The following is a 23589-nucleotide window of genomic DNA, read 5'->3' as shown; positions in this document are numbered from 1 at the left end:
CCGTGGCGCGCGGCAAATTCTTCCGCCGAAAGAGGCGGTTGCTGCGCGAGGCGCCACGCCTTAAGCTTCTGTCCCGCAAGGTGCATGGAAAGCCGATTATCTCTAAAAGATAATTACTGCAAGGCCTGTCAGGCCGCCAGCAGTTCCGCGGCGCTGGGGCTTTCCTGCAGCAAATCGATCAGGCCGCGCTCTTCGCGCGTGAGCCAACGGGTAGCGCGCGGAAGCTGGAGGCCGTCCCGCCATTCCTCCTGCCGCTCGACAAGCTCTATCACGGCAGGGTGGATGTAGCTCTTGCGCGTGACGGCGGGCGTATTGCCGAGCTGTCCGGCCACGCATTCGAGCACGGCCTTCATGGTCATCGCGCCTTCGCCCGTGCGCAAGCATTCGAAGCCCATGACACTCGCGTGCCAGGTGCGGAAATTCTTCGCGGTGAAGCGCTCTCCCATGCACTCTTCGAGATATTCGTTAACGTCGGACGAGCCGACCGCCTGCACGTCGCCACCCTCGTCGACGTATTTGAAGACATTCTGGCCGGGCAGGTCCTGCATCCTTCGCACGATATTGGCGAGACTTCCGTCGGTCAGTGTGACCTCGCGCATGCTGCCGGACTTGCCTTTGTACCGCAGGCGGAGCGTCTTGCCGGTCACCTCGGCATGGCGGCGGCGTAGCGTCGTCGCGCCAAAACTCTTGTTCTTCTCCGCATACCCCTCGTTGCCGACACGCACGGCACCAAGATCGAGCAGCCGCACCACGCTCGCAATTGCGCACTCGCGGGTGAGCTTGCGGCCATTGAGATCCTCTTCCACCCGCTTACGGACCAGCGGGAGGAGGTTGCCGAATGCGAGGCAGTTGTCGAACTTCTCGCTCTCTCGCGCAGTCCTGAAGTCGGGATGGTAGCGATACTGCTTGCGGCCCTTGGCATCGATACCCGTGGCGAGGATGTGCCCGTTGGGCGCAGGGCAGTACCACGCATCCGTGTAGGCAGGTGGCAGGGCAATCGCGTTCAGGCGCTGCTTCTCCGCCCGGTCGGTGATGAGCTCGCCCTTCGGACAATAGTAAGCCCATCCCTTCCCCGCGCCCTTGCGGGTGATGCCGGGCAGCTGGTCGTCGACATAGATGAGCTTCGTCATAGCGAAGGCAAGAACCGTGGCGTGACTGTATCCGTTCCCCATCTTGCGACGAACGGTTGGGCGTAATAGCCACCGACAAAACAGGAGAATGAGCTTGGCCGACCCCACCTACACCCCGCCCGAAGTCTGGAGCGCCGACACGGAAAGCGGCGGCAAGTTCGCCAATATCAACCGCCCCACCGCCGGCGCGCGCGAGGAAAAGGACCTCCCGACGGGCGAGCATGATTTCCAGCTCTATTCGCTCGCAACGCCCAATGGCGTGAAGGCGACCGTAATGCTCGAGGAGCTGCTCGAAGCAGGCCATTCGGGCGCGGAATACGATGCATACACGATCAACATCGGCGACGGTGTGCAGTTCACCAGCGGATTTGTCGACGTGAACCCAAATTCGAAGATTCCCGCCCTCCTCGACCGCAGCGGTGACGAGCCGGTGCGCATCTTCGAGAGCGGCGCGATCTTGATGCACCTGGCCGAGAAGTTCGGCGCCTTCCTGCCGACCGATCACACGCGGCCCGAAGTGCTCAGCTGGCTCTTCTGGCAGATCGGCAGCGCGCCCTTCATCGGCGGCGGCTTCGGCCATTTCTACGCCTATGCGCCGGAGAAGTACGAATACCCCATCAACCGCTATGCCATGGAAACGAAGCGCCTGTTCGACGTCGCCGACCAGCGCCTCGCCAAGAGCGAATACCTCGGCGGGAAGGGCTACACGGTCGCCGACATCGCGGCATGGCCCTGGATGGCACCCTTCGTCGAAGGCACGATCTACAATGAGGCCAAGAAGTTCCTCTCGATCGACGAATACGAAAACGTTGCTCGCTGGGCGAAGCAGATCGCTGCGCGCCCTGCGGTGAAGCGTGGCCGCATCGTCAACAAGGCGTGGGGTGATGAAGACACGCAGCTTCTCGAACGCCACTCGGCCGCCGATTTCGAGGGCAAGAAGCTCTGATCAGGCGAGAGCCCGGGCAAGGCGCTCCATGAAGCGGGCGCCTTCCTCGAATTGGGAAATCGCAATCCACTCATCAGGCTGGTGCGCCTGCTCGATCGAGCCTGGACCGCAGATCAGGGTCGGGAAACCGGCCTGCTGGAATTGCCCGCCCTCGGCGCCATAGGCGACCTGTGAAGGCGGAGCATTCTCACCCGTCAATTGCCGCACGAATGCCACCGCATCCTCGCTGCCCGCGGAGGTCATGGGCGGGGCCGAGGCGAGCTGGGTGAACTCGATTCCCGTATCGGGGAAGCGCGACTTCATGTCCGCCTCCAGTTCCGCGCAAAGCTCTTTGAACGGTGCCAGCACCGCGTCGGCATCGACATCGGGCGGACAGCGCAGGTCGAAGATGAAACGCGCATGGCGAGCGAGGATATTGATCGCCGTGCCGCCGTGCATCTGGCCGATCGTCACTGTCGCCTGCGGCGGGTCGAAACCGTTGGAGGTATCGGCACTGCGCGCGAGCTCGTCGGCGATCTCGTAGAGCTTTGCCATCAGGCGGACTGCGATCATGTTCGCCGAAATGCCGTGATCGACCAGCGAGCTGTGCGCCTCGTGCCCGGTCACATTGACCTCGAACGCGGCGATGCCTTTGTGGCCGGTGATGATTTTCATGCCGCTCGGCTCGCCGATCACCGCGAGGCGCGGCGCAGGGATGGTGGCCGCCATACGCTCGATCATCGCGGGCGCGCCCTTGCAGCCGATCTCCTCGTCATAGCTGATCGCGAGGTGCACCGGCTTCGACCCGCGCACAAAGTGCGGCACATAAGCCAGCGCCAGCGCGATGAAGCCCTTCATGTCGCAGGTCCCGCGGCCGAAATATTTCCCGCCGGCCTCGCGCAGGGTCCACGGGTCGCTGCTCCAGTCCTGCCCCTCGACCGGCACCACATCGCTGTGACCCGAAAGGATCACCCCGCCTTCTGCCGCAGGGCCGCAGGTGGCAAAGAGATTGGCCTTCTTCCCTCCTTCTCCGAGCACGCGCTCCGCCTCCACGCCATGCTCCGCGAGATAGGCCTCGACCCAGTCGATCAGGTCGATATTGCTGCGCGAGGAAACCGTGTCGAAACCGACCAGCGTTTCCAGAATCGAGCGGGCTGTCGCGGTATCGGTCATGCAGGGGTTATCGCCGATCATTTCCCGCGCCGCTACCCCTTCACATTGTCGCCCAGCGCGCTATAGGAGCGCCCGCCTGCTGGGGTGTAGCCAAGTGGTAAGGCATCGGTTTTTGGTACCGACATTCGCAGGTTCGATCCCTGCCACCCCAGCCACTCTCCCACATTTGCGAAATCGCGCTGCGCCGCTAAGCCTTGCGGCATGAGCGAAACAGACCCGCGCAAAACCCCCGTCATTATCGGCGTCGGCCAGATCAACGACCGGCCGGAAGACCCCGGTGACGGTCTCGATCCCATCCACCTGATGGCGGAGGCATTGAAACTGGCCGACGAGGACGCGGGCGGCGGATGGCTGGGAACTTGCGATCTCGCTTGCCGTTGTCGCGCAGCTCGCATGGCCGCAGCTCAATCCGGTCGACGGCAAGCTTGCCGAATTGCTCGGGATCGATCCCGCGCACCGGATGCAGACCGCCATGCCCAACGGCGACAGTCCGATCCTGCTGCTGCATGAAGCCGCGAACAGGATTGCGCGCGGCGAAGCCATTGTCTGCGCGGTCGTCGGCGGAGAAGCGCTGCGCACCGCAGGCAAGCTCGCCGCAATGAAACCGCGCGAAGACGGCAGCAAGCCGAACGCACTGCGCGATGCCAGCCACCGCAAGCGCACGGGCTATGCCCAGAGTTATGGCCTCGTCGTGCCGACCGATGTCTATCCGCTCTACGAGAATGCGGGCCGTGCGGCCTATGGGCAGACGCTCGAGGAGGGGCAGGCCGAAAGCGGTGCGATCTGGTCGCGGATGAGCGAAGTCGCGGCAGGCAATGAGGGCGCGTGGATCAGCGAGACGGTGAGCGCCGAAGACGTCGTGGCGCCATCGGCCTCTAACCGGCCCATCGCCTTTCCCTACACCAAGCTGCAGGTCGCCAATTCATCGGTGAACCAGGGAGCAGGCTTCCTCGTCACCAGCCTTGCCGAGGCGCGCGAGCGGGGCCTTGCCGATGAGGCGCTCGTCTTCCTCGGGCACGGCGTAGCGGCGCACGAGAGCGGCAATTTCCTTGCCCGCGACCGCTATGATGCCTCGCCGAGCCTCGCCACCTCGATCGAGCGGACGATGCAGCTCAACGGCGTGGGGGCTGACGATCTTGCGCATGTCGAGCTCTATTCATGCTTTCCTTGCGTCCCCAAGATGGCGAGGCGCGTGCTGGGATGGCCGCTCGACAAGCCTACCACCGTCTTTGGCGGGCTGACTTTCGGCGGAGGCCCGATCGGCAACTACATGAGCCACGCGGTCGTGGAGATGGTGCACCGGTTGCGCGGCACATCCGACAAGGGCCTACTCTTCGCCAACGGCGGATATGCGACGCACAACCACACGATCCTTCTGTCCGGGGCGCCGACCGGAGCCGCCTTCCCGCAGGACTTCGACTACCAGGCTGAAGCCGACGAACGCCGAGGAAACGTGCCGGTTCTGGAAGAAGGCTACGCAGGAGAGGCCACGATCGAGAGCTATACCGTGCACTACGGACGCGACGGCACGCCGCGGTCGGGAGTGGTCGTGGCAAGAACGCCCGATGGCGCGCGAACGCTGGCGTTGGTGCCGGGCGTCGATGCTTCCACCATCGCTTTCCTTACCGATGGCGAGGTCGAGCCGGTCGGAACCGAGGGCAGAATTGTGCGAGATGCGGATGACATGGGCATCTGGCAGAAATCCGGATAGGCGACCGCGCGCAGTCGGTTGCAATCGCAGACCGATTTGCCCAAGAGGTCAGCGAGAGAAAATTCCAGGGAGCGAGCAATGAGCGATTTCGAAATGATCCGGGCCGAACGTGCAGGCGATATCCTGACCATCACGCTCAACCGGCCCGAGCGGCTCAATGCCTGCCCTCCGGCGATGGCGGACGAAATCTTTGCCGCCTTGCGCGATCTGGGCGATGCGCGCGCCGTGCTGATGAAGGGCGAAGGCCGCGCCTTTTGCTCGGGCGCCGATCTTGCCGCCAATGCGGAAATGTCTGTGAGTGGCGGCGACCGCGCCTTTGCTTCGCTCAGCCAGCACTACAATCCGATGGTCCAGGCACTCGCCACTGCGCCGGTGCCCGTGGTCTCGGTCGTGCAGGGTCCGGCAGCAGGCGTCGGTTGCTCGATCGCGCTCGCAGCAGACTTCGTGCTCGCCGGCAAGAGCGGCTATTTCCTCCAGGCCTTTGCCAATATCGGCCTCGTTCCCGATGGCGGATCGAGCTGGATGCTCCCGCGCCTGATCGGCACCGCGCAGGCCACCCGCATGATGATGCTGGGCGAGAAGATCCACGGCGAGGAAGCAGAGCGCATCGGCCTGATCTACAAATGCGTCGAAGACGATGCACTCGAAGCAGAAGCGCAGGCACTTGTCGAGCGTCTCGCCAAAGGGCCAACGGTGGCGCTCGGCCTCATGAAGCAGACGCTGCGCTCGGGGCTCGAGGCGGGCTTCACCGCCACTCTCGCGGCAGAGGCCAAGGCGCAGCGCCAGGCCGGCAATACTCAGGACGCCGTCGAAGGCGCGCTCGCCTTCCTCCAGAAGCGCAAGGCCGAATTCAAAGGCGCCTGAGCGGTGCCCGGCGTCAGCGAAGCGCAGCTCGCCCAATGGCAGGCTGCGGTAGGGCGCGAGATCAGCGAAGAAGAAGTGCTCGACCCGCTTGCCTTGCGGCGGTTCGGTCGCGCTGTGGGCCGGCATGACGAGAACGACCGCGTTCCCCTGCCTCACTGGGCCTTTTTCCTCCCCTGCCCGCATGATGACGAGATCGGGGCCGACGGCCACCCGCGGCGCGGAGGCTTTCTCCCCGATGTAACCCTACCCCGCCGGATGTTCGCGGCGAGCGAGATCGACTTCCATGGCGAGCTGGAGCTCGGCGTACAGGCTAGGCAGACCAGCCGTTTGGCGGAGCTGACTCACAAGTCGGGCCGCTCGGGCGACCTGGTCTTCGCCAAGGTGGAAAAGCTGATCGAACAGGGCGGGAATTTGCGTGTCCGCGAAGTGCAGACATACGTCTACCGCGAGGATGGTGCCCCCTCCCCCATGCCCGAACCGGCGGCCGAGGCACCGGACGGCGAGGAATGGAAGCCCGACGAGGTCAACCTCTTCCGCTTTTCGGCCGCCACTTACAACGGCCACCGCATCCATTACGACAAGCCCTATACGACCGGTGTCGAAGGCTACCCGGCGCTCGTAATCCATGGCCCCTTCACCGCCGCAAAACTCGCGGCGCTGGCGATGGAAGACGGCGCGTTCGCGAATTTCTCGTTCCGCGCGATGGCCCCGCTGTTTCTGGGTCAGCCGGTCTACCTGCGCAAGGCGGATGAGGGTGTGGTCGAAGCCGTGCGCTGCGACGGTGTGACCGCGATGCAGGCGAGAGCGACCCTCAGTTAGTTAATTTGCCCAATCTCAACCGTCCGGTGGGCAATCCAGATGGATAGGCAGTACCCTTTTGCGCACTCGCATCCGTCACCCAGCCTACTAAGCTGCGGACTATGTGCGGAATTACGGGTTTCGTCGATTTCTCGGGACGGCTGAGCACCGAACCCAGACGCCTTCTCGGCGCGATGTGCAACGCCCTGATTCATCGCGGGCCTGACGCAGGAGGAACGACCATCGAGCGAGAGGGCTCCGTCGGTCTCGGACATCGCCGCCTTTCGATCATCGACCTAACCGAAAGCGGCGCGCAGCCAATGGCATCCGCATCGGGCAGGTACGTCATCGTCTTCAACGGCGAGATTTATAACTTCCTCGAACTGCGCGCCGAGCTGACGGCTGCCGGCTGCAACTTCCGCGGGAACTCGGACACAGAAATCCTGATCGAGGCCATCGAATATTTCGGTCTGCGCACGGCTATGGAGAAAGCCAACGGCATGTTCGCTTTTGCGCTCTACGACAGGAAGCGCGGCGAAATCGCCTTTGCGCGTGACCGGCTGGGCAAGAAGCCGCTCTATATCGGGATCGAGGATGGCCAGTTGGCGTTCGGCTCCGAACTGAAAGCCTTGCGACACCATCCAGCATTCGCGGACGGCGAGATCAGCCGGGAAGCCTTCGCGCTCTATGCGCGGCTAGGATATATTCCCGCCCCGCATTGCATCCTGCGCAATGTCATGAAGCTGCCTCCGGCGAGCCTGTGTGTCCTGCCGACTAAGGAAGCCGGCCTTACTCTGGAGGACGTTGCAGCCTCTACCGAAACCTACTGGAGCATGCGCGAGGCCGCGGCAGCGGGCCTGTCGCAACGTTACCGGAACGAAGATGCAGCGCTCGACGCACTGGAGACCACCCTTGGCGACGCTGTCGAGCGCCGCTTGATTGCGGATGTACCGATCGGCGCCTTCCTCTCCGGCGGGGTCGATTCAAGTCTTGTGTGCTCTCTGATGCAAGAGCGGATTTCGGGCCGCGCACGGACTTATACGGTCAGCTTCGAGGAAGGCGAATTCGACGAAGCGCAGGAAGCTGCCGAACTGGCAGCGCATATCGGGACCGAGCACACCCAGCTATCGCTCCGCCCCGAGGAGGCTCTCGAAGCGGTGTCCGAGATGCCGCTCATTTTCGACGAGCCATTTGCCGATCCTTCGCAAATTCCGTCGCTGCTGATTTCGCGTTTGATCCGTAGCGAAGTAACCGTCGCTGTTTCGGGTGACGGTGGTGACGAGTTCTTCGCCGGCTACAAGCGCTATCCCCAGATGGTGGCCATGGACCGGCTTGCAGGCAGGCTTCCTGCAAGCGTCTGGAAAGGGGCCAGCGCCCTACCCTTTCCCGTCATCGAGGCCGCCTCGAAGCTGGGACGCCTGATCTACCGCGACGCCGAGGCATGGCAGCCCAGCGCCGACAGGATAGAAAAAATTCTCGCCATCCTGAGAGCGCCCGATTTCCGCCACCGCTACGAGCGCTTTCTCTCGCAATGGTCCGAGGACGGGGGGCTGGAGACTGGCGAGGCGCTACGCTCGAGCCCTTTCACCCAGCATGACCTGACCGACGGCTTGAGCCTCCAGGAGCAGATGATGTTCCTCGATGCGATCTGCTACCTGCCCGATGACGTTCTGGTGAAGGTCGATCGGACGTCGATGGCCACCAGCCTAGAGGTCCGCTCACCCTTGCTCGATTCCAAGGTTGTTGAAGAAGCCTGGCGCATGCCTGCCAGCCTGCGCTGGCCCGAGGGTGGTCAGGGCAAGGTGGCCTTGCGCAAATTGCTGGCCCGGCGGGTCCCCCAGTCCATGATCGACCGACCGAAAAGGGGTTTTGGTATCCCGCTGAACGACTGGCTGAGAGGGCCACTGCGCGACCTTGCCGAAGCCAATCTCGATGCCGAGCACATGCGCGCTATCGGCTGGTTCGACGGCGAGATCGTCAGGAAGAAATGGGAAGAGCATCTCTCGGGACGGCGCAATTGGGGCTTCCAGCTTTGGACCTGCATCAATTTCAGCCTGTGGCACCAGCACTGGATGGATGAAAGCGACATCAGGCCTGATCAGGCCCTGCTTAGGGTGAGTTGACGGCGGCGGTCCCGCCATCGTCCCTGCCAAGCTGTTTCCACATCGCCAGATCAAGCAGTACGGCCGTCAGAAGGCCGAAGCCGATATGAGCGAAACTCGCGCCGATGGCACCGTATGCCGGGATCGAATAAGCGGCGATGGCGAGGAACAGGACCGTCGAAATTGTCGCCGCGCCAAGCACGTAGCCTGGACGGTTCATCGCCAGCAGGGCCGAGCGGGCCGGTGCCGAGTGGAGGATGAGGAAGACCGCCATCAGGTGCGCAATCAGGATTGCGTAGGCAGGCGTGAAGTCTGCACCGAAGGCGAGCGCAATCAGCGGCTCACCGAAGAATATCGTCACCGCAAGGATCACACCGAGTATGGCCGCCAGCAGTCCCTGAACGCCGACAATGGTCTTGCGGAACCGCTCTTTCACCTGCCCCACCCACATCCGCGCCAGGTCCGGATAGATGACCATCTGGATCATCTCTCCGCACTGCATGGCGACTTTCGCCATCCGCTTGGCAAGGTGGTAGAACCCGGCAGCGCTGCTGTCGGTGAAGGCGCCGACCATGAGCGTATCCGCTTCGTGCGTCACGGTACGCAAGGCGCTGGACGCGTTGGTGGTGAAGGCAAAGCCGAGGAAACCCGGGAAATCCCTGCGCAAGTTTCCCGGGCGCGCCCTTAACGGTGAAGGTATTCCCTGGCGCGCCAGCTGGCGGAATGCGACAAGGTTGAAGAGCAGCGCATCGACGATCTGGCTGACGGTCCAGATGATGACGAAGGTCTGCAGTCCGCTTCCTTCGAGATAGAAGATCAGGGCGAGGAATAGCCGAAGGAACCCGGCGACGAAGACGATGTAGGCCATCGTGCGGAACATGCCCGCCATGCGCAGCACGGCGGACGACATGCCGCGAAGGTTGAGCATGATCGCACAAGCATAGATGCCGACGAGACCGACCAAGCCGTCCGGAAAATCGAACAGTGCGGTCAGCAGGGTGGCGACCAGCAATGAGAGCCCGCCGGCCACCGCCGCCCCCGCGATATCGAGGATGAGCCCGAACAGGTAGAGGCGCGAAAGCCGCTCGGGATCGGCTGCGCCTTCCTCGGTAGCGGCGTAGCGCACCAGCGGCTGCCAGGATTCGAACCGGACGATCCGCTCGCACACCCTGCCGACCGCGAGGACAATCGCGAGTACGCCAAATTCGGCGGGCCCAAGGGCCCGCGTTGCGAGCGCTATGCTCCCGATCATGACGACGGCGTTTCCGACATTGCCGGTCATCAGGTGAAGGACGCTCTCGATCCGTGAGCGGAGCGTGGGCGAGCTTGTCGCAGGGGCGGTGGACGGGGAAGAACCCAACGTCAGCCCCCGGCCATCGCCGCGCCGTCGTGGCGGCGTGTGGTTGGGTCAGCTCGCTTCATCATTGCAGCTCATACTTTTCCTCGCTCCGGCAAGCCACGGAAAGCCCGTAGGAAAGGCTGTCTATTCCTGAGTAATACCTCGGGTCGCGGCAAGGCACTACGCCCAATGAGCAGGCTTTTTGTTCGAAGGAGCAATATCGCCGCAGCGGCGATGGCCCTAGGAAGAACATGGATCGGTCTCTCGCCCGGGCCTCCTGCTTTGGTGTGGGAAACCGGTCCACCACTGGCAGTTGCAAGGGAAGCGCCCAGCGCGGTGAAGGTCCTCCACATCATTACCGGCCTCAATGTCGGCGGTGCCGAGAACATGCTCGCCAAGCTGATCGAGGAAGCCAGCGACCGACCGCAGGAAGTCGCAGTGCTCTCGCTCTTGCCGCCCGGCCCGCTGGCAACTCGCATCGAAAATCAGGGCGTGGAAACCCACACTCTGGGAATGCGCCGCGGCCTTGCCGGGCCCGTCGCCATGACGAAGCTCGTGAAGATCGTGAGGCAGATCGCGCCCGATGTAATCCAGGGCTGGATGTACCACGGCAACCTTGCCGCAAGCGTCGCTCGCTTCTCGGCAGGCAGGAACACACCGCTGATCTGGAATATCAGGCACTCCATTCCGGATCTGGCGAAGGAGAGCCTCCAGACCCGCCTGATCCTACGCCTTAGTGCTGCCATCTCAGCGGGCACCGACGCGATCGTCTACAATGCGCAGGTGTCGCGGCGGCAGCATGAAGAGCTGGGTTATAGTGCCCGAAAGGGCATGGTCATTCCCAACGGTTTCGACACGGAGAAGTACGCGCCCAGAGATGGAGCGAGGGATCTGGCCAAGCGGCTCTTCGGCTTTACCGACGGGACATTGCGTGTCGGGTGCGTAGCTCGCTTCCATCCGATGAAAGGGCAAGCGAACCTGGTGGAGGCGGTCGCGTGCGCACGCAATGCAGGCTGCGATGCGCATCTCCTGCTGGTGGGCCACGGCCTCGAGGATCCGGGAGGAGGACTCGGAGACCTGATCGCGCAGTCGCTCCCTCCCCAGCGGATCACCACATGCGGGGCGCGCTTCGATGTCGCTGACTGGCTTTCGGGGCTGGATCTGCTGGTCGTCCCGTCGGTCTGGGGCGAGGCCTTTCCCAACGTCATAGGCGAAGCCTTGTCGTGCGGTGTGCCGGTCATCGCCACGGACGTAGGCGACAGTGCTCTAATCGTCGGAGAGAACGGCCTGATCGTCCCGCCGGGCGATGTGGATGCCAAGGCACGCGCGATCGTCAAACTTGGGGAGCTAGCGGTCGAAGATCGGGTTGCGATGGGTCTTGCGGGACGCGAGCGGATACGACTGGACTACCCGATGGCAAAGATCGCGAGGAAGTACGCAGAGTTGTACAGGAGCTGCCTCGATGCCGGGGACCCGCACATCGCGCCGGAGGCCCCATCTACTGCGCACCGGCATAGTGCGCGATGATATCGGCAGCGGAAATCGTCCGCTCGCTCTTCGTCCCCATGAAATAGACACCGCTCGCCCCGTCGATCGCGTAGCTCTTCGGAACGATTTCATCGAAGTACTGCGCCCAGAAGAATGCCAGCTTCGCCAGCTTTCCTGCCGTACGCGACCGGAAGACGCTCCGGGCGAAATAGTCGACCGACCACATCAGCTGTCGTCCCGGGCCCGCCGAAGGTCCTGAATCCACGAGATCGAACCTCCTGAAGAGATAGCGGTGTCCGCTCTCGGTAAAGCGCGTGAAGTCGTAAGCGGCTTCGTGCACCTGCTGCATGAACGGTGTCTCGGCATAGACCAGGCCGCCCGGCTTCAGGATGCGCCAGATTTCGTCCGCGACCTGGTGCGGGTCGAGTACGTGTTCCAGCACTGCCTGTACCACCACTCCGTCGAAATGGTCATCCACGATCGGGATATTATGGGCATCGGCTACGAACTGGCAAAGCGATGAGGCGTAGATGTCGAAAGACACCAGCGAGACATCAGGATCGTCGTAGAGCTCGGCCATTCCCTGGCCCTGGCTACCGCCACCGATCAGGAGGACCTTGGGCCGCTCGGTTTCCTTCTTCAAACGCGCGATGAAGTTGCCGACATTGCGCACGGTGGCCTTTTTCTCTGGAGAAAGGAGCTTCTTGAGAAACCTTTGCCCGAAGGAATAATTCGGGCGCTCGATCACGCTGGCGGCCATGGTGTCCTCGACCGTCTCGCGCTTGATGACCGAGCTGTCGAAATCGATGAGGACGGGCAGCCCTCCTGCCACCGGATAAACGCAGGCGCCCTGGCTGGTCACCTTGGTTCTCTCGAAGCGCAGCGGCTTGCCAGATTTAGGGCAGCGGAAAGCCCCGTCGAGTTGGGCGATGTCAGCAAGCATTGCCTGGCATCCCCGCTGTCGGCGTTGCCAAGGGCAAGCCCGACCCCGAAGTTTTGCACCAACCTTCACGACGCGGCCAATTCCGGTTGGCGAGACCGATTGCCCGCAAGCTCGGCATAGACTTCGCAGACCTGCTGCACGTGCCTTGCACTCGTGAAGCGCCGCTCTGCCATTTCGCGCGCACGCTCGGTCATCTCGTGGCATTCTGCAGGCGAGCCGATTAGCTCGAGCGTCGCTCTTGCCATGGCCCGCGGATCATCGGGCGGGACGATGATGCCGCAATCGGGCTTCAAAGCTTCGGGATTGCCACCCGATCTCGCAGCCACCACCGGGGTGCCTGCGAGCATTGCCTCGACCAGTGTGCGACCCAGCGGTTCATTGAGCGCCGGAACGAGGAGGACATCGCATGCAGCGATCCACTTCTGGCCGGGCGTACGGTAGCCCATCATCCGGACAGGCGGCTCCGCGTCGTAGTCCGCCAACCGCTGTTCCATCTGCGCATCGACCGCGGGATCCTTGGGTTCGCCGAACATGACACCCTTCACCGGCCTGTCCGACAGCTTCTCCATTTCGAAGATCGTGTCGATGAACCCGACCGGCCGCTTCCGCCTGATGAACTGGCCGACATAGGCGCAGATGATAGTGTCCTCGGGGCATCCGAGTTCCTCGACCAATTCGCTGCGAGCCTCTTCCCGTTCGAACCGGAAATCGACGTCGAAGGGGCTGTGAATGACGCGCGCATCATTGAGCTTCCCCCAGCGCCTAGGGGGCAAGGAATACTCGGATACGCCAACGATCTGGTCGGCAAGGATGGGAGCGATCAGGCTCGTCCCCCTCGCATCCGGATCGCCGCGGTGGTGCCAGACCATCTTCGCGCCCGCGAGCTTTGTTGCCAGTGCCCAGCCGGCATGACTGCGGCCATCATTGGTATGGACGATATCCGCGCCGAGCTCACGCAAGAGGTTTGCACGGTGACGGACTTTCGGGATTGTCTTCAGGAAGCTGCCCAAACCGAACTTGCGCCCGACCGCAAAGGGGTTGGCCATCCTGCCCGGATCTTCGATCTGCAGGAAGTCGGAGAAATACTCTGCAAGCCGACCGTCGGGAACTTCGAGAATGACGATGACGCGGAATTGCTCCTCCGGAAGCCTGTCGAGAAGGCCCTTGAGCGAGATATGGCTGCCGCCAAGCCGGTCGCCCGCCATGGCAAGGCAGATCGTAGTCCGGCAGTCGATCCCCATCGTCTCACGTCCCTCTGCAACTTACACGGGCGGGGTACGCCCCAGACGAGGGGCGTTTGTGCAAGAGCGAGAATCGACGCGAAGCCCGGGAAGCTCAAGGTCTCATTAGTATAGTACGGAACGAAAAGACGGGCATCGTCCAAACGGTGCCCGCCTCGCTCGGTCGAAGCTTCTGCCTGCCGATCCTTGCAGGCCGACGTCTCCTAGAACATGGGGCGTCCGCAATTGTATGCCGGAAGCACCCCGCGGCCCGAGCCGTAGATCCCGTAGTAGCGGTTATCGTCGGCAGCGAGCATGTTTAGATATTCCTCGATGTTCGGATAGCCGTCGCCATCCGCATCGTCGTTGGCATCCCAGCGGTTCGCGTCGGTGTTCGAGAACTGGTTCTCCCAGAAGTCGGGCATGCCGTCGTTGTCACTGTCGACGTGTGCACCCCCGGTGGGAGTGATCCTTGCATATCCACCCGTATCGGCAACCCGCGAGGTCCAGTCGCTCGTGAACAGGTAGGGCGCTGCATCGCAGGTCCGAACATCGTCGACGAAATAGTCGTCGACATTGTCGCGGCAGCGACCGTCGCGGCAAAGATCAGCACCAGCAAAGCCGAGCACGTCACGCATGCCCTGCATTGGCGACGTGATCATCCAGTCTTCGAACTGCTTCCTGTTGACGCCCGGCGCGATTGCGAGACTGCCGGTCTGCACGACGTCGAGCCCGCGCGTCGAACAGTCCTGGTTGCCCGCCGCATCGACACCGCAATAGGTATCCGCAGCCGTATTGCCGTAGAGCAGAGCAGCGGTACGTGCAGGGTCGGTAACGACCGAACCGAACTGCTGTGCAATCCGGTTCCGCGGCGTCACGTTATCGCCGACGAAAACCTTGAAACCATAATCGAAATTGGTCGCAGCGTTATACAGGGCGATCAGCGCATTGCGTGTCTTGCGAACCGAGCGGGGACCGGCAAAATACACATTGCCGATGTAGTTTGCGTAAGGGCTGCCGTATTGGCTCGAGAGCAAGCCGGCCTCTTCACCGAAATTATAGAGCACGTTGTGGATGAAGTCGCCCTGCGAAGTCGATACCGGCTCTGCAGGGAAATTGCCGACGGCCACATTCAGACCGCGCTGCTCGCCGTGCTGGCTGAGGTTGTAAGCAACGCTGACGCGTGATGCGGGCTTCAGGAAGAACGTCTTGCAATGAAGTGACGTCGTGCCGTGGCCGGCGTTACGGCAGATGTTCGGACCGATGATCGACCACTGGATGGTGCAGTCGGTGCAATGCGCATCGACACTCTCGTCGGTTCCGAACATTGCGGAAACGTGATCGATGATCTGACGCTTGCTGTCCCCCAGCCTGATCGAATCCCCGTTGTCCGAGGGGCGGTTGGGATGCTCGCCGAGACGTGCGCGGATGTGGCGCACGATCAGGTCAGAGTGGCGCCGAGTGAGGATCAGCCCGTCTACGGGCGAATAGTTGCTGCCCAGCCTGAACTCGATCCCGCCAGGCGAGGTCTGGCCAGCTATGTAGATCTTGTTGACCGTGATCTCTGCCGGAGACTGGAGCTCGATGGCACCCGCTACGTCGAAGACGCAATATCGCGGCCGCCCCGCCGGGATCGCATATGGCGAGGTGACTTCTAGCGCGAGCGCACACTCCCGATAGGTGATCTTGCCATCGCCCGGGTTGGCCGTGTCCTCGAGCGAATTGATCTTGTAGACCACGGCATTGCTTGCCCTGACAGAGGCATTTCGGCCGAAACCGATTGCCGTCGGGAAAGCGATCGGATGCTTGTTGCTGTCGGGAATGCTTCCATTGTCGGGGTTGGCAAAGGCTGCGACCGTGCCCCCGCCCGCCGATGGCGTAGGTGTGGGTGTCGGCGTAGGCGCCGGTGTGGGCGTCGGTGCAGGCGTCGGAGTGGGTGCCGGCGTCGGCGTCGGCGAAGGGACCGGCGCGGGCGTCGGAGTGGGCGTCGGGCTAGGGGAAGGCGTCGGCGACGGCGACGGGCTCGGCGTCGGCGAGACGGTCGCCGAGGGAGAAGGCGCCTGGCTGTTGCTGTCGCTCCCGCCGCCGCAGGATGCGAGAGCGATGGCGGAAGAAGCTAGTGCGGCGTTTTTGACAAACGTGCGGATGTTCACAGGCAATACCTTGCTGATGCGCAGGAGCGCACAAAATCTTGAATCTAGGAATGTTTATCGTCGTTGGGCCCGCAAGGACCGACGGCACAAGGACGATATCGCTACCCGAATAATCTTCCCGTCCGGATGCTGCGTTAGGACAAGGATGGTTAGCATCCAATTACCTTCTGCTCCAGCAAGCGCCGAATTGTGTCGGGAATTCGGTAAGCCGTATTTATTTCATTCGATGCAACAGGATGAATATTTCAAGTAACCGAAAGAAATATTCGCCCACTTCGTGCACACAACAAATTGATTCTCAAGGGCTTTGCGGCCTGACCGACGCGTTCCGTCGATCACAACCGGTGTCAGCGGATGATCTGCCTCACATTCATGAAGGCTTCGGCAGCTTTCACGTGAACGGTTGCTCCGCGCGAGCGGGCAAGCGCCTCGAGTGCATCGATCGACCGCTCTTCCGGAAACGGTCGGACCTGCGACTGGAAGCACCGGAAGGCATCGAGCTTGCGCTCCAGCGTGTCGGAGACGTCGATGAAGACATTGGGTATGAACGCCGGTGTCATCGGCGGCGCGTACCAATTGGTCTCGGACAGCGTTTCATAGCAGAGGATGCGAGCCGGAGCGCGATTGTGGCGCGGGCGCGCCGCGACCATGGACGCTTGGAAGACAATGGCGTGGTCACCATGGATGTCCCCAATGTGAGGCAGGAACAGCGTGTCGGGCGAGATGTCCTCGATGATCCTGCCGATCTCTGCATTGACCTGTGCTGCGGGAACCGTGTCGAGTGCGGCGGCAGGCAGGTCGACCTCGTGCGTCTCGACCACTTCGAGCAGCTTGTGCGCCTCGAGCATTTCCGCCCGGACCTGCGCTACGCCTTCGGGGTCGAAGGCCGGAGGCTTGCCCTGTGTCGCAACCAGCACATGGACGGAGATCCCCTCGGCTGCCAGCCGCGCCATCGTGCCGCCACAGCCCAGCACCTCGTCATCGGGGTGCGGCGCCACCACAAGCACCCGGCCAAGGCTCGCCAGATCGTTCATTCCGCCCTCCCCAGTATCGCGTGAAGCCGCGGGGCAGCGTCACGCTCGCACTCCCACTCGTCGGCTCTGAGCAAACCCGAACCGCACTGGATCAGCAGGCTTCCCTCCTCGCGCGCCACGATCTGTCCGGGGGCCGCGTGATACGGAGAGGGACCGTGGACCGGCGTGCTCGACCAGATGACCAGCTTCTGCCCCCGGTCATGGGTGAAGGCCCCGGGATAGGGCTTGCCGACGGCCCGGACCAGCCGGTCGATCGAGGCAGCACCTTCATTCCAGTCGATCAGCCCGTCACGCGCCGTGCGCTTGGCCGCCCAGGTTGCATAGCGCTCGTCCTGGACGGTCCGCGGTTCCTCGCCCGAGGCAAGCTTGGGCAGGCTCTCATCGAGCATAGCCCGAAGTGCCCGCATGTGCTTGTCGTAAAGCTGAGCTGCAGTCTCGTCAGGCGCGAGGTGGAAATAGGACTGGGCAAGCAGGTCCCCGTCATCCGTCCCCTCTTCCATCCAGAACAGGCTGCCGGCAGTGATCCTTTCGTCGAGCAAAATCGTCCATGGCAGCGCCGCCCTTCCCCTCAGACGCGGCAGGGCGGCAGGATGATAGCCGATGACCTTGCGCGGCCTGATACCGAGAAACTCGCTCCTGCAGAGCTGCGACCAGCCGACGACGAAGATGTAATCCGGCTCCGCCTGGCGGATCGTATCAAGCGTTTCGGGATCGTTGGTCTTGCTCGTCCGCAGCACCTCGGCGCCAAGACCTTCCGCCCGGGGACCGAGGTCGACGAAGTCCGAATGACGTGAACTGAGCTCGAGCGGCAGTGTGACGACGAGCGGGACTTCCCACCCCTCGGCCGAGGCGAAGGCGTCGAGCACGACCTCGGTGCTGCCCACCGCACCGATGACGACCGCACGCGTCAACGAAGCTTCTCGATCAAAATGCCCATGCCGTAAGCCCCCACCGTTCAGCCCTGCTTTCTCGCAGGCGCAAAGGCGCGCGCCGGCTTTTCGACCGCACCCTTCTCGATCGGCGCTCCCGGGGTGGATGGCCTGCCCGAATGCCGCAGGAGGTCCATTTCATAGAGCAGCGTGCGGTTGACCAGCTCGACGTCGAAATCCTTCTCGGCGCGCCTGCGCGAACGTTCGCCCATCGTTGCCGCCAGCTGCGGATCGGCCACGAATTTCAGCATTGCGCGCGCTAGGTCGGCAGCATTGCCAGGCTCGACGAGGAAGCCGTTGGAACCGTCATCGATCGCGTCGCGGCAACCCGGTGCATCGGTCGCGATGATCGCTCGACCCGTAGCCATGGCCTCGAGGATCGTGCGCGGCAGGCCTTCGCGATACGTCGTCGGAAGGACGAAGACCGTGCTGTCGGCAAGAAACGGACGCACGTCATCGGTACCCGGGACGAATTCGACGGGGTAGTCGCGTGCGAATTCAGCTAGCTCTTCCTCGGTGAAGCCGGCCGGGTTTTCGCAATCGATGTGGCCAAGGACGGAGAAATGGGCGTCGGGCTTGGTCTTCTGAACCTGCCTCGCAGCCTCGAGAAATTCGGGAATACCCTTGTTGCGCAGCAACCTCGCGATGAGGAGGAAGTGCAGCTTTCCGGCATCCGGCTGAACATGGGCAAAGCGCTTCAAATCGACCCCCGAACCCGGGACCTGCAGGACCTTCTGTTGCTTGGTGACGATCCCGAGACCGAGCATGTCCTTCCGGTCATCGGAATTGAACACGAAGATGGTCTGCGCACGGCGGATGGCGATGCGATAGAGGCGCGCGACCAGCCGCTTGATCGTCTCGCTTACCCCACTGTCGGGACTGAAAACATGGCCGAGGCCCGACATCAGCGGGAAGAAACGCGGGATTGCCAGGAGGCGCGTGACCAACCCGCCGTAGACAATGGGCTTCTGGGTATAGGCAAGCACCAGCTCGGGCCGCTCGCGCAGCATCAGCATGATGTATGCGAAGATCAGACGGAGGTCGGCGAAGGGGTTCATGCCCGCTCGGCTCATTGGGACGGTCCGGAATCCGATCCCGCTCTCGGCAAGCTCGCGCTCAACCTGTTCGTCGCGATCGGGCGCGACGGCAACCACCTCGTGGCCGTTCTCCCTCATCGATCGCAGCAGGTCGCCGCGGAAGTTGGTCAGGGAATAGGCCAGGCTCGATAATACGACGATCTTCAAGCGGGGCTGGTCCTTCGGGCCGGTTCGTTTCTCATTGTTTCACTAAGGACAGCATCAGCGCCCCATCGCCGTGCATCATCGGCTTGAAGCGAGGCCCAGAGCAATCGGCAATAGGAGGCATACCCATTCGAGATGGGGCATGGGCGAACTTGCCAAAGGGGTATGACCGGCCACCCCCTTCACGGGATGGAGTAGTGGCGGGCACCACCTTTTGCGAGGCGTCGACCATTCCGGCTGATGTCTTTCTGCGCCGCTTATGCATCGCTCGCGATCGACTATTCATACCGGCTCCAGAACCCGTTTCCATTCAGCGCGCCCGCCAAGGAACCCGACCGCCGGCATGACAGACAAGGTCCGATCAGCAAATGACGACTGGAGCGCGCAAAGCGTGAAAGCTCCGCCCATCCGCAAAGTCGTCGGCCTTGGCCGTACGCGTACAACGGTTCGGCCCTATCGCCCTGCCTCGTTGCGCCGGCTATTGAGGACGACCCTGCTGGCGGCCCTCGACATGACCGCATTCGTCGTCAGCCTACTCGTGGCGGCCTTCATGGTCCCGCTTGCCCAGATGGGCCTCGAGGTGGTGAACCTGCCGACGCTCTTCGGATTTGCGTTGGCCGCGACGGCAACCCTCTTCGCGCTCCGGCTGTACAAGCATAGCTGGCGCTTTTTCGGATTCCGTCACGCTGCGGCAGTTGTCGCATTCAGTCTTGCCGGCTCTGCCATCGGCTGGTCCGTGATCCTCGTAAGCCAAGGGATCGCACTCACCCTGCATGTTACGGTCACGGCAATCACACAGTGGATGCTGGCAACCGGCCTGCTGGTCGCGCTGAGATCGGCCCGGCGGCTTGCACGAGAGAGCCTTTCGGGTTCGCACATCACTCTCGGCAAGGCCACCCGCACCGACCTTCCCCAGGCCCTGCTGATCGGCCCGGCGCAATGGGCGATGTCGGTTATCGAGCTGATGCGCGCAGAAGACGAACCCCAGTTCGCGATCGCCGGCATCCTGCTCCCGTCGGAGGCCGACGTGATCGACCGGATCGGCGGCGTGCGCGTGCTCGGCAGTCACGACAAGCTGGTCGATGTGGCAAAAGCCGCCGAAGAACAGGGCCGCCCCTTCTCGATCGCGATCACGCTCGATGACGGAATGTATCTCGGCAACCGCGAGATGACCCGCCTCACCCACCGGGCCCGCGAGCTCGGGCTGGAGCTTTCGCGGATCAAGAACCACTGGAGCCAGATCCTACAGCGCCCCGGCACTGCGGAGGTCACCGAACTGTCGGAGCCCGACCTGCTCGGGCGCAACGAATACGAGCTCGAAGGCGACGTCATCACGCGCCAGATCGAGGGACAGAGCGTTCTGGTCACCGGGGCAGGCGGCACCATCGGCGGAGAACTTGCCCGCCAGCTCGCAAGCTTCCGGCCCTCGCGCCTGATCCTGCTCGAGCTGTGCGAGTACAATCTCTACTCGATCGAGATGCAGCTCCGCGAGGCCTATCCGGACCTCGATATCCGCCCCGAACTCTGCGACATCCGCTCGCAGGAAGAGGTGCTCCGCGTATTCGACGACCACCGCCCTTCGGTGGTCTATCACGCGGCGGCGCTCAAGCACGTCCCGATCGTGGAACTGAACCCGTGCGCGGGCGTGCACACCAATATCATCGGCACGAAGCACGTGGCCGATGCCGTCACCCAGTTCGGCGCGCGCGCCATGGTGCAGGTATCGACCGACAAGGCAGTGAACCCGGTCGGCATGATGGGGGCGACCAAGCGCGTGGGCGAACTCTACAGCCAGGCGCTCGATATGTGCGGTGTCGACGATCCGGGTGCCCCGCGCTTCATGACCGTCCGGTTTGGCAACGTGCTGGGCTCGAGCGGCTCGATCCTCCCGCTGTTCCGCCGCCAGCTCGAAGAGGGGAAGCCGCTTACCGTTACCCACCCCGACATCGAGCGCTTCTTCATGACTGTGCGCGAAGCCGTGCAGCTGATCCTGCAAAGCAGTGCAGCAGCGCTGGCGGAAGACCTCGAGCGCGGCAGCATTTACGTCCTCGACATGGGCAAGCCGGTGCGCATCGTCGATCTCGCCTATCGCCTGATCGCGCAATACGGGCTCGAACCCGAAGTCGATGTCCCGATCGAATTCGTCGGCCTGCGCCCGGGCGAAAAGCTCTACGAGGAGCTCTTCGACGATTGCGAGGAAGAGGTGGAATCGCGGATCAAGGGCATCTTCGAGGCCCGTTCACACCCGATCCCGCTGCCCTTCATCAACAAGAGCATCGACCGGCTCCGCGAAGCGGTTATCCGCGGCGACCCAAGCGAGGCCGAGCGCATCGCGCATCACCTGGTCAAGATCCCCAGCAGCGGCGCGCGTTTCGACCTGATTTCTTCCAAGCGCGGTAGCGATCGGCTCGGCAAGGCAGCACCGGTGACGACATGAACAAGCCGGTCGTCCCCGAGCACCCCGTAGCCGCCCTGCGCCCTCGCCCCAGCCATTGGCCAAGGCACGAGCAGGACGAGATCGACGCGGCGTGCGCAGTCCTCGCATCGGGCAAGGTCAACGGTCTCGTCCACGGGGAACAGACGAGCGCCTTCGCCAGCGAGTTCGCCGAATACATCGGCATGCCGCACGGCTTCTGCGTGGCCAACGGCACGGTCGCGCTAGAAGTGGCCTTGCGTGCGCTCGGCATCGGCCCCGGTGACGAGGTGATCGTCCCCGCACGCAGCTTCTTTGCAACGGCCAGTGCGGTGGTGGCGGTTGGCGCGTCGCCCGCATTTGCGGACGTGTTGACCGATACGCACAATATCGACCCCGCCTCGATCGAGCGGCTCATCGGTCCCCAGACCAGGGCGATCATCTGCGTACATCTCGGCGGTCTTCCCGCCGAAATGCCGCGCATTTGCGATATCGCCGACGAGCACGGGCTCTTCGTGATCGAGGATTGCGCGCAGGCCCATGGCGCTGCCATCGATGGCCGCAAGGCAGGCGCCTGGGGCGATGCTGCGGCTTTCTCCTTCTGCACCGACAAGATCATGTCGACCGGAGGCGAAGGCGGGCTCTGCCTGTTCCGCGACAGCGAGGCGTGCGAGCGCGGATGGTCCTACAAGGACCACGGGAAAAGCCGCGCCAAGATGCAGGACGGACAGGGCATTCCCGGACAGTTCCGCTATGTCTGCACGCAGCCGGGCACCAATTTCCGCATGACCGAGATGCAGGCAGCCATCGGTAGGCGCCAGTTGCACAACCTGCCCGGCTGGCTCGACCGACGCCGCTCGAATGCCGCGATCCTCGAAGAGGCCCTGCGCCCCGATCCGCGCATCAGGCTGCAAAGGCAGGAACAAGGTTACGAGCACGCCTGGTACAAGTTCAATTTCACCCTCGCCGATCATGCGCACGAGCCGGTCGAGGACCTGCGTGCCCAATTGATCGCGAAGCTGATAGCCAGCGGCGTTGCCATCGGCACAGGCACTTGTCCCGACATGAGCTGCGAGCGCGCGTTCGACGGCATGGGCGTCAAGCGCGACGGCCACCTCGAAGTCGCGCGCGACCTCGGTCGTCGGTCGCTCATGCTGCAGGTCGACCACACTTTGCTGTGCGACGATATGCGCGCCACAGCGACAGCGCTTCAGCTGGCGCTCGACGAGCTCTCCGCATGAGCGCAAGCGGCCGCCTTCCTGACTTCGTAATCATCGGCGCGGCCAAAGCCGCGACGACATGGATCCAGATGCGCCTGCAAGAGAACCCTTCGATCTTCATGCCCGATCCCGAGCCGCACTTCTTCTCGCGGGAGTACGACAAGGGCGAGGATCACTATCGTTCGTGGTTCGAGGACGCTCCCGGCTGGGCCGCGCTGGTTGGCGAGAAATCGGCCGATTACCTATCGGATCCGGCAACTCCCGCACGGCTCGCAGCGACGATGCCGCAAGCGAAGCTGGTCGTGCAGCTACGAAATCCCGTCGACCGGGCCTATTCGGACTACAAGATGCTTTACCGCCGCGGGCTGGTGAGCAATCGTCCCGAAGAATACCTATCCTCGCCCGACAATCCCGAGCCGCGCTTCCTGCTGGACGGCCTTTATGGACGGCATCTCTCGACCTGGCTGCGACATTTCGACCGCGAGCAGTTGCTGGTTTTCCCGTTCGAGGATGTGAAGGCCGATCCTGCCGGCGTGATCGAGCGGGTCTCGGCCCATATCAATGCGCCGATAGCGCCCGATACCGACCTTGAAACGGTGAGCCGCCGTGAAAACAACAGCCGCGAAAAACTGCTTCCCTTGCCCATTCGCCAGATGCTCGCCCCGTTCAAGGAGACGGTGCGACCGTTGCGCGGAAAGCCTTGGTTCGAGGGCGCGCGCGCGCTTCTGGCACGCGAGGTGAAATACCCTGCGTTGGAACCTGCCCTGAGGCGAAGGATGGAAGAATTCTACCGCGATGACATTGCGCTGACCGAAGAGATTACCGGGCTCGACCTCGCACACTGGAAAGTTCCTACAGCATCGGTTGCCGCCTGACCGCCGAGGTACACTTAGCCGGACCTAACCC

Annotated in this window: 20 protein-coding genes and 1 tRNA gene; 12 read left to right on the top strand and 9 right to left on the bottom strand. The window is 63.0% G+C overall.

Features of this window, described 5'->3' with window-relative positions; all coding sequences use genetic code 11:
- Window positions 1–128 precede the first annotated feature (128 nt).
- Window positions 129–1130, bottom strand: coding sequence for a DNA topoisomerase IB (locus ACZ1G8_RS11345; protein WP_472679498.1), 1002 nt, complete (start codon window positions 1128–1130; stop codon window positions 129–131).
- 94 nt (window positions 1131–1224) lie between these two features.
- Here ACZ1G8_RS11345 and yghU point away from each other — a divergent pair, with 94 nt between their 5' ends.
- A complete protein-coding gene (gene yghU, locus ACZ1G8_RS11340) occupies window positions 1225–2076 on the top strand; it encodes a glutathione-dependent disulfide-bond oxidoreductase (RefSeq protein ID WP_472679497.1) in 852 nt (283 codons plus the stop codon).
- Here the strand turns inward: yghU and argE are convergent, their stop codons facing one another.
- Window positions 2077–3228, bottom strand: a complete 1152-nt coding sequence (gene argE, locus ACZ1G8_RS11335; protein WP_472679496.1) for an acetylornithine deacetylase — start codon at window positions 3226–3228, stop codon at window positions 2077–2079. It abuts the gene before it with no gap.
- 80 nt (window positions 3229–3308) lie between these two features.
- Between argE and ACZ1G8_RS11330 the strand changes: the two genes are divergently transcribed.
- The 6 genes from ACZ1G8_RS11330 (at window position 3309) to asnB (ending at window position 8724) form a co-directional block, all read left to right on the top strand.
- Window positions 3309–3383 (top strand) — tRNA-Gln (locus ACZ1G8_RS11330).
- 46 nt (window positions 3384–3429) lie between these two features.
- A complete protein-coding gene (locus ACZ1G8_RS11325; RefSeq protein ID WP_472679495.1) occupies window positions 3430–3738 on the top strand; it encodes a hypothetical protein in 309 nt (102 codons plus the stop codon).
- The gene (locus tag ACZ1G8_RS11320) at window positions 3689–4939 is read left to right on the top strand and encodes an acetyl-CoA acetyltransferase (RefSeq protein ID WP_472679494.1); all 1251 of its coding nucleotides are present in this window, start codon (window positions 3689–3691) and stop codon (window positions 4937–4939) included. The genes ACZ1G8_RS11325 and ACZ1G8_RS11320 overlap by 50 nt, the downstream gene beginning before the upstream one ends.
- A 78-nt stretch (window positions 4940–5017) precedes the next feature.
- Entirely contained in the window at window positions 5018–5803 is a 786-nt protein-coding gene (locus ACZ1G8_RS11315) for an enoyl-CoA hydratase-related protein (RefSeq protein WP_472679493.1), read from the top strand.
- A gap of 3 nt (window positions 5804–5806) precedes the next feature.
- Window positions 5807–6622: an HTD2 family dehydratase gene (locus tag ACZ1G8_RS11310; RefSeq protein ID WP_472679492.1), complete on the top strand. Its 816-nt coding sequence runs from the start codon at window positions 5807–5809 to the stop codon at window positions 6620–6622.
- Between the two features lie 101 nt (window positions 6623–6723).
- Window positions 6724–8724: an asparagine synthase (glutamine-hydrolyzing) gene (asnB, locus tag ACZ1G8_RS11305; protein WP_472679491.1), complete on the top strand. Its 2001-nt coding sequence runs from the start codon at window positions 6724–6726 to the stop codon at window positions 8722–8724.
- Here the strand turns inward: asnB and ACZ1G8_RS11300 are convergent.
- Window positions 8711–9985 (bottom strand): lipopolysaccharide biosynthesis protein, encoded by a 1275-nt coding sequence (locus ACZ1G8_RS11300; RefSeq protein WP_472679490.1) that lies wholly within the window; start codon window positions 9983–9985, stop codon window positions 8711–8713. The two genes, asnB and ACZ1G8_RS11300, sit on opposite strands and share 14 nt — an antisense overlap.
- A 246-nt stretch (window positions 9986–10231) precedes the next feature.
- On the opposite strand from ACZ1G8_RS11300, the gene ACZ1G8_RS11295 reads away from it, so the two are divergent.
- Window positions 10232–11569: a glycosyltransferase gene (locus tag ACZ1G8_RS11295; RefSeq protein WP_472679489.1), complete on the top strand. Its 1338-nt coding sequence runs from the start codon at window positions 10232–10234 to the stop codon at window positions 11567–11569.
- Here ACZ1G8_RS11295 and ACZ1G8_RS11290 read toward each other — a convergent pair.
- The 3 genes from ACZ1G8_RS11290 to ACZ1G8_RS11280 form a co-directional block, all read right to left on the bottom strand.
- Complete coding sequence (locus tag ACZ1G8_RS11290; protein WP_472679488.1) at window positions 11541–12473, bottom strand: methyltransferase domain-containing protein; 933 nt, start codon at window positions 12471–12473, stop codon at window positions 11541–11543. The genes ACZ1G8_RS11295 and ACZ1G8_RS11290 overlap by 29 nt on opposite strands.
- Before the next feature lie 65 nt (window positions 12474–12538).
- Window positions 12539–13714, bottom strand: a complete 1176-nt coding sequence (locus ACZ1G8_RS11285) for a glycosyltransferase family 4 protein (protein ID WP_472679487.1) — start codon at window positions 13712–13714, stop codon at window positions 12539–12541.
- A 203-nt stretch (window positions 13715–13917) separates the two neighbouring features.
- Window positions 13918–15432, bottom strand: coding sequence for a hypothetical protein (locus ACZ1G8_RS11280; protein WP_472679486.1), 1515 nt, complete (start codon window positions 15430–15432; stop codon window positions 13918–13920).
- Between the two features lie 193 nt (window positions 15433–15625).
- Between ACZ1G8_RS11280 and ACZ1G8_RS11275 the strand changes: the two genes are divergently transcribed.
- Window positions 15626–16099 (top strand): hypothetical protein, encoded by a 474-nt coding sequence (locus ACZ1G8_RS11275; protein WP_472679485.1) that lies wholly within the window; start codon window positions 15626–15628, stop codon window positions 16097–16099.
- A gap of 94 nt (window positions 16100–16193) precedes the next feature.
- Here the strand turns inward: ACZ1G8_RS11275 and ACZ1G8_RS11270 are convergent, their stop codons facing one another.
- Genes ACZ1G8_RS11270 through ACZ1G8_RS11260 form a run of 3 tightly spaced genes read right to left on the bottom strand, consistent with a single transcriptional unit; the run spans window position 16194 to window position 19053 of the window.
- Complete coding sequence (locus tag ACZ1G8_RS11270; RefSeq protein WP_472679484.1) at window positions 16194–16880, bottom strand: PIG-L deacetylase family protein; 687 nt, start codon at window positions 16878–16880, stop codon at window positions 16194–16196.
- Window positions 16877–17791 (bottom strand): methionyl-tRNA formyltransferase, encoded by a 915-nt coding sequence (locus ACZ1G8_RS11265; RefSeq protein WP_472679483.1) that lies wholly within the window; start codon window positions 17789–17791, stop codon window positions 16877–16879. Before ACZ1G8_RS11265 ends, ACZ1G8_RS11270 begins: the two co-directional genes overlap by 4 nt.
- A 44-nt stretch (window positions 17792–17835) precedes the next feature.
- On the bottom strand, window positions 17836–19053 hold the full coding sequence (locus ACZ1G8_RS11260; RefSeq protein ID WP_472679482.1) for a glycosyltransferase family 4 protein: 1218 nt from the start codon (window positions 19051–19053) through the stop codon (window positions 17836–17838).
- A 340-nt stretch (window positions 19054–19393) separates the two neighbouring features.
- On the opposite strand from ACZ1G8_RS11260, the gene ACZ1G8_RS11255 reads away from it, so the two are divergent.
- The 3 genes from ACZ1G8_RS11255 to ACZ1G8_RS11245 are packed head-to-tail and all read left to right on the top strand — an operon-like array spanning window position 19394 to window position 23558.
- Window positions 19394–21487 carry a polysaccharide biosynthesis protein gene (locus tag ACZ1G8_RS11255; protein WP_472679481.1) on the top strand — a complete coding sequence of 698 codons (2094 nt, stop codon included), beginning with the start codon at window positions 19394–19396 and terminating at the stop codon, window positions 21485–21487.
- Window positions 21484–22704 (top strand): DegT/DnrJ/EryC1/StrS family aminotransferase, encoded by a 1221-nt coding sequence (locus tag ACZ1G8_RS11250; protein WP_472679480.1) that lies wholly within the window; start codon window positions 21484–21486, stop codon window positions 22702–22704. Before ACZ1G8_RS11255 ends, ACZ1G8_RS11250 begins: the two co-directional genes overlap by 4 nt.
- Window positions 22701–23558 (top strand): sulfotransferase, encoded by an 858-nt coding sequence (locus ACZ1G8_RS11245; protein WP_472679479.1) that lies wholly within the window; start codon window positions 22701–22703, stop codon window positions 23556–23558. Before ACZ1G8_RS11250 ends, ACZ1G8_RS11245 begins: the two co-directional genes overlap by 4 nt.
- The last annotated feature ends 31 nt before the right edge of the window (window positions 23559–23589 follow it).

The organism is Qipengyuania sp. BR81-2 (assembly GCF_055693895.1).
Note: the sequence above shows the minus strand (reverse complement) of the source record. Positions and strands in the feature narration are given on the sequence as shown.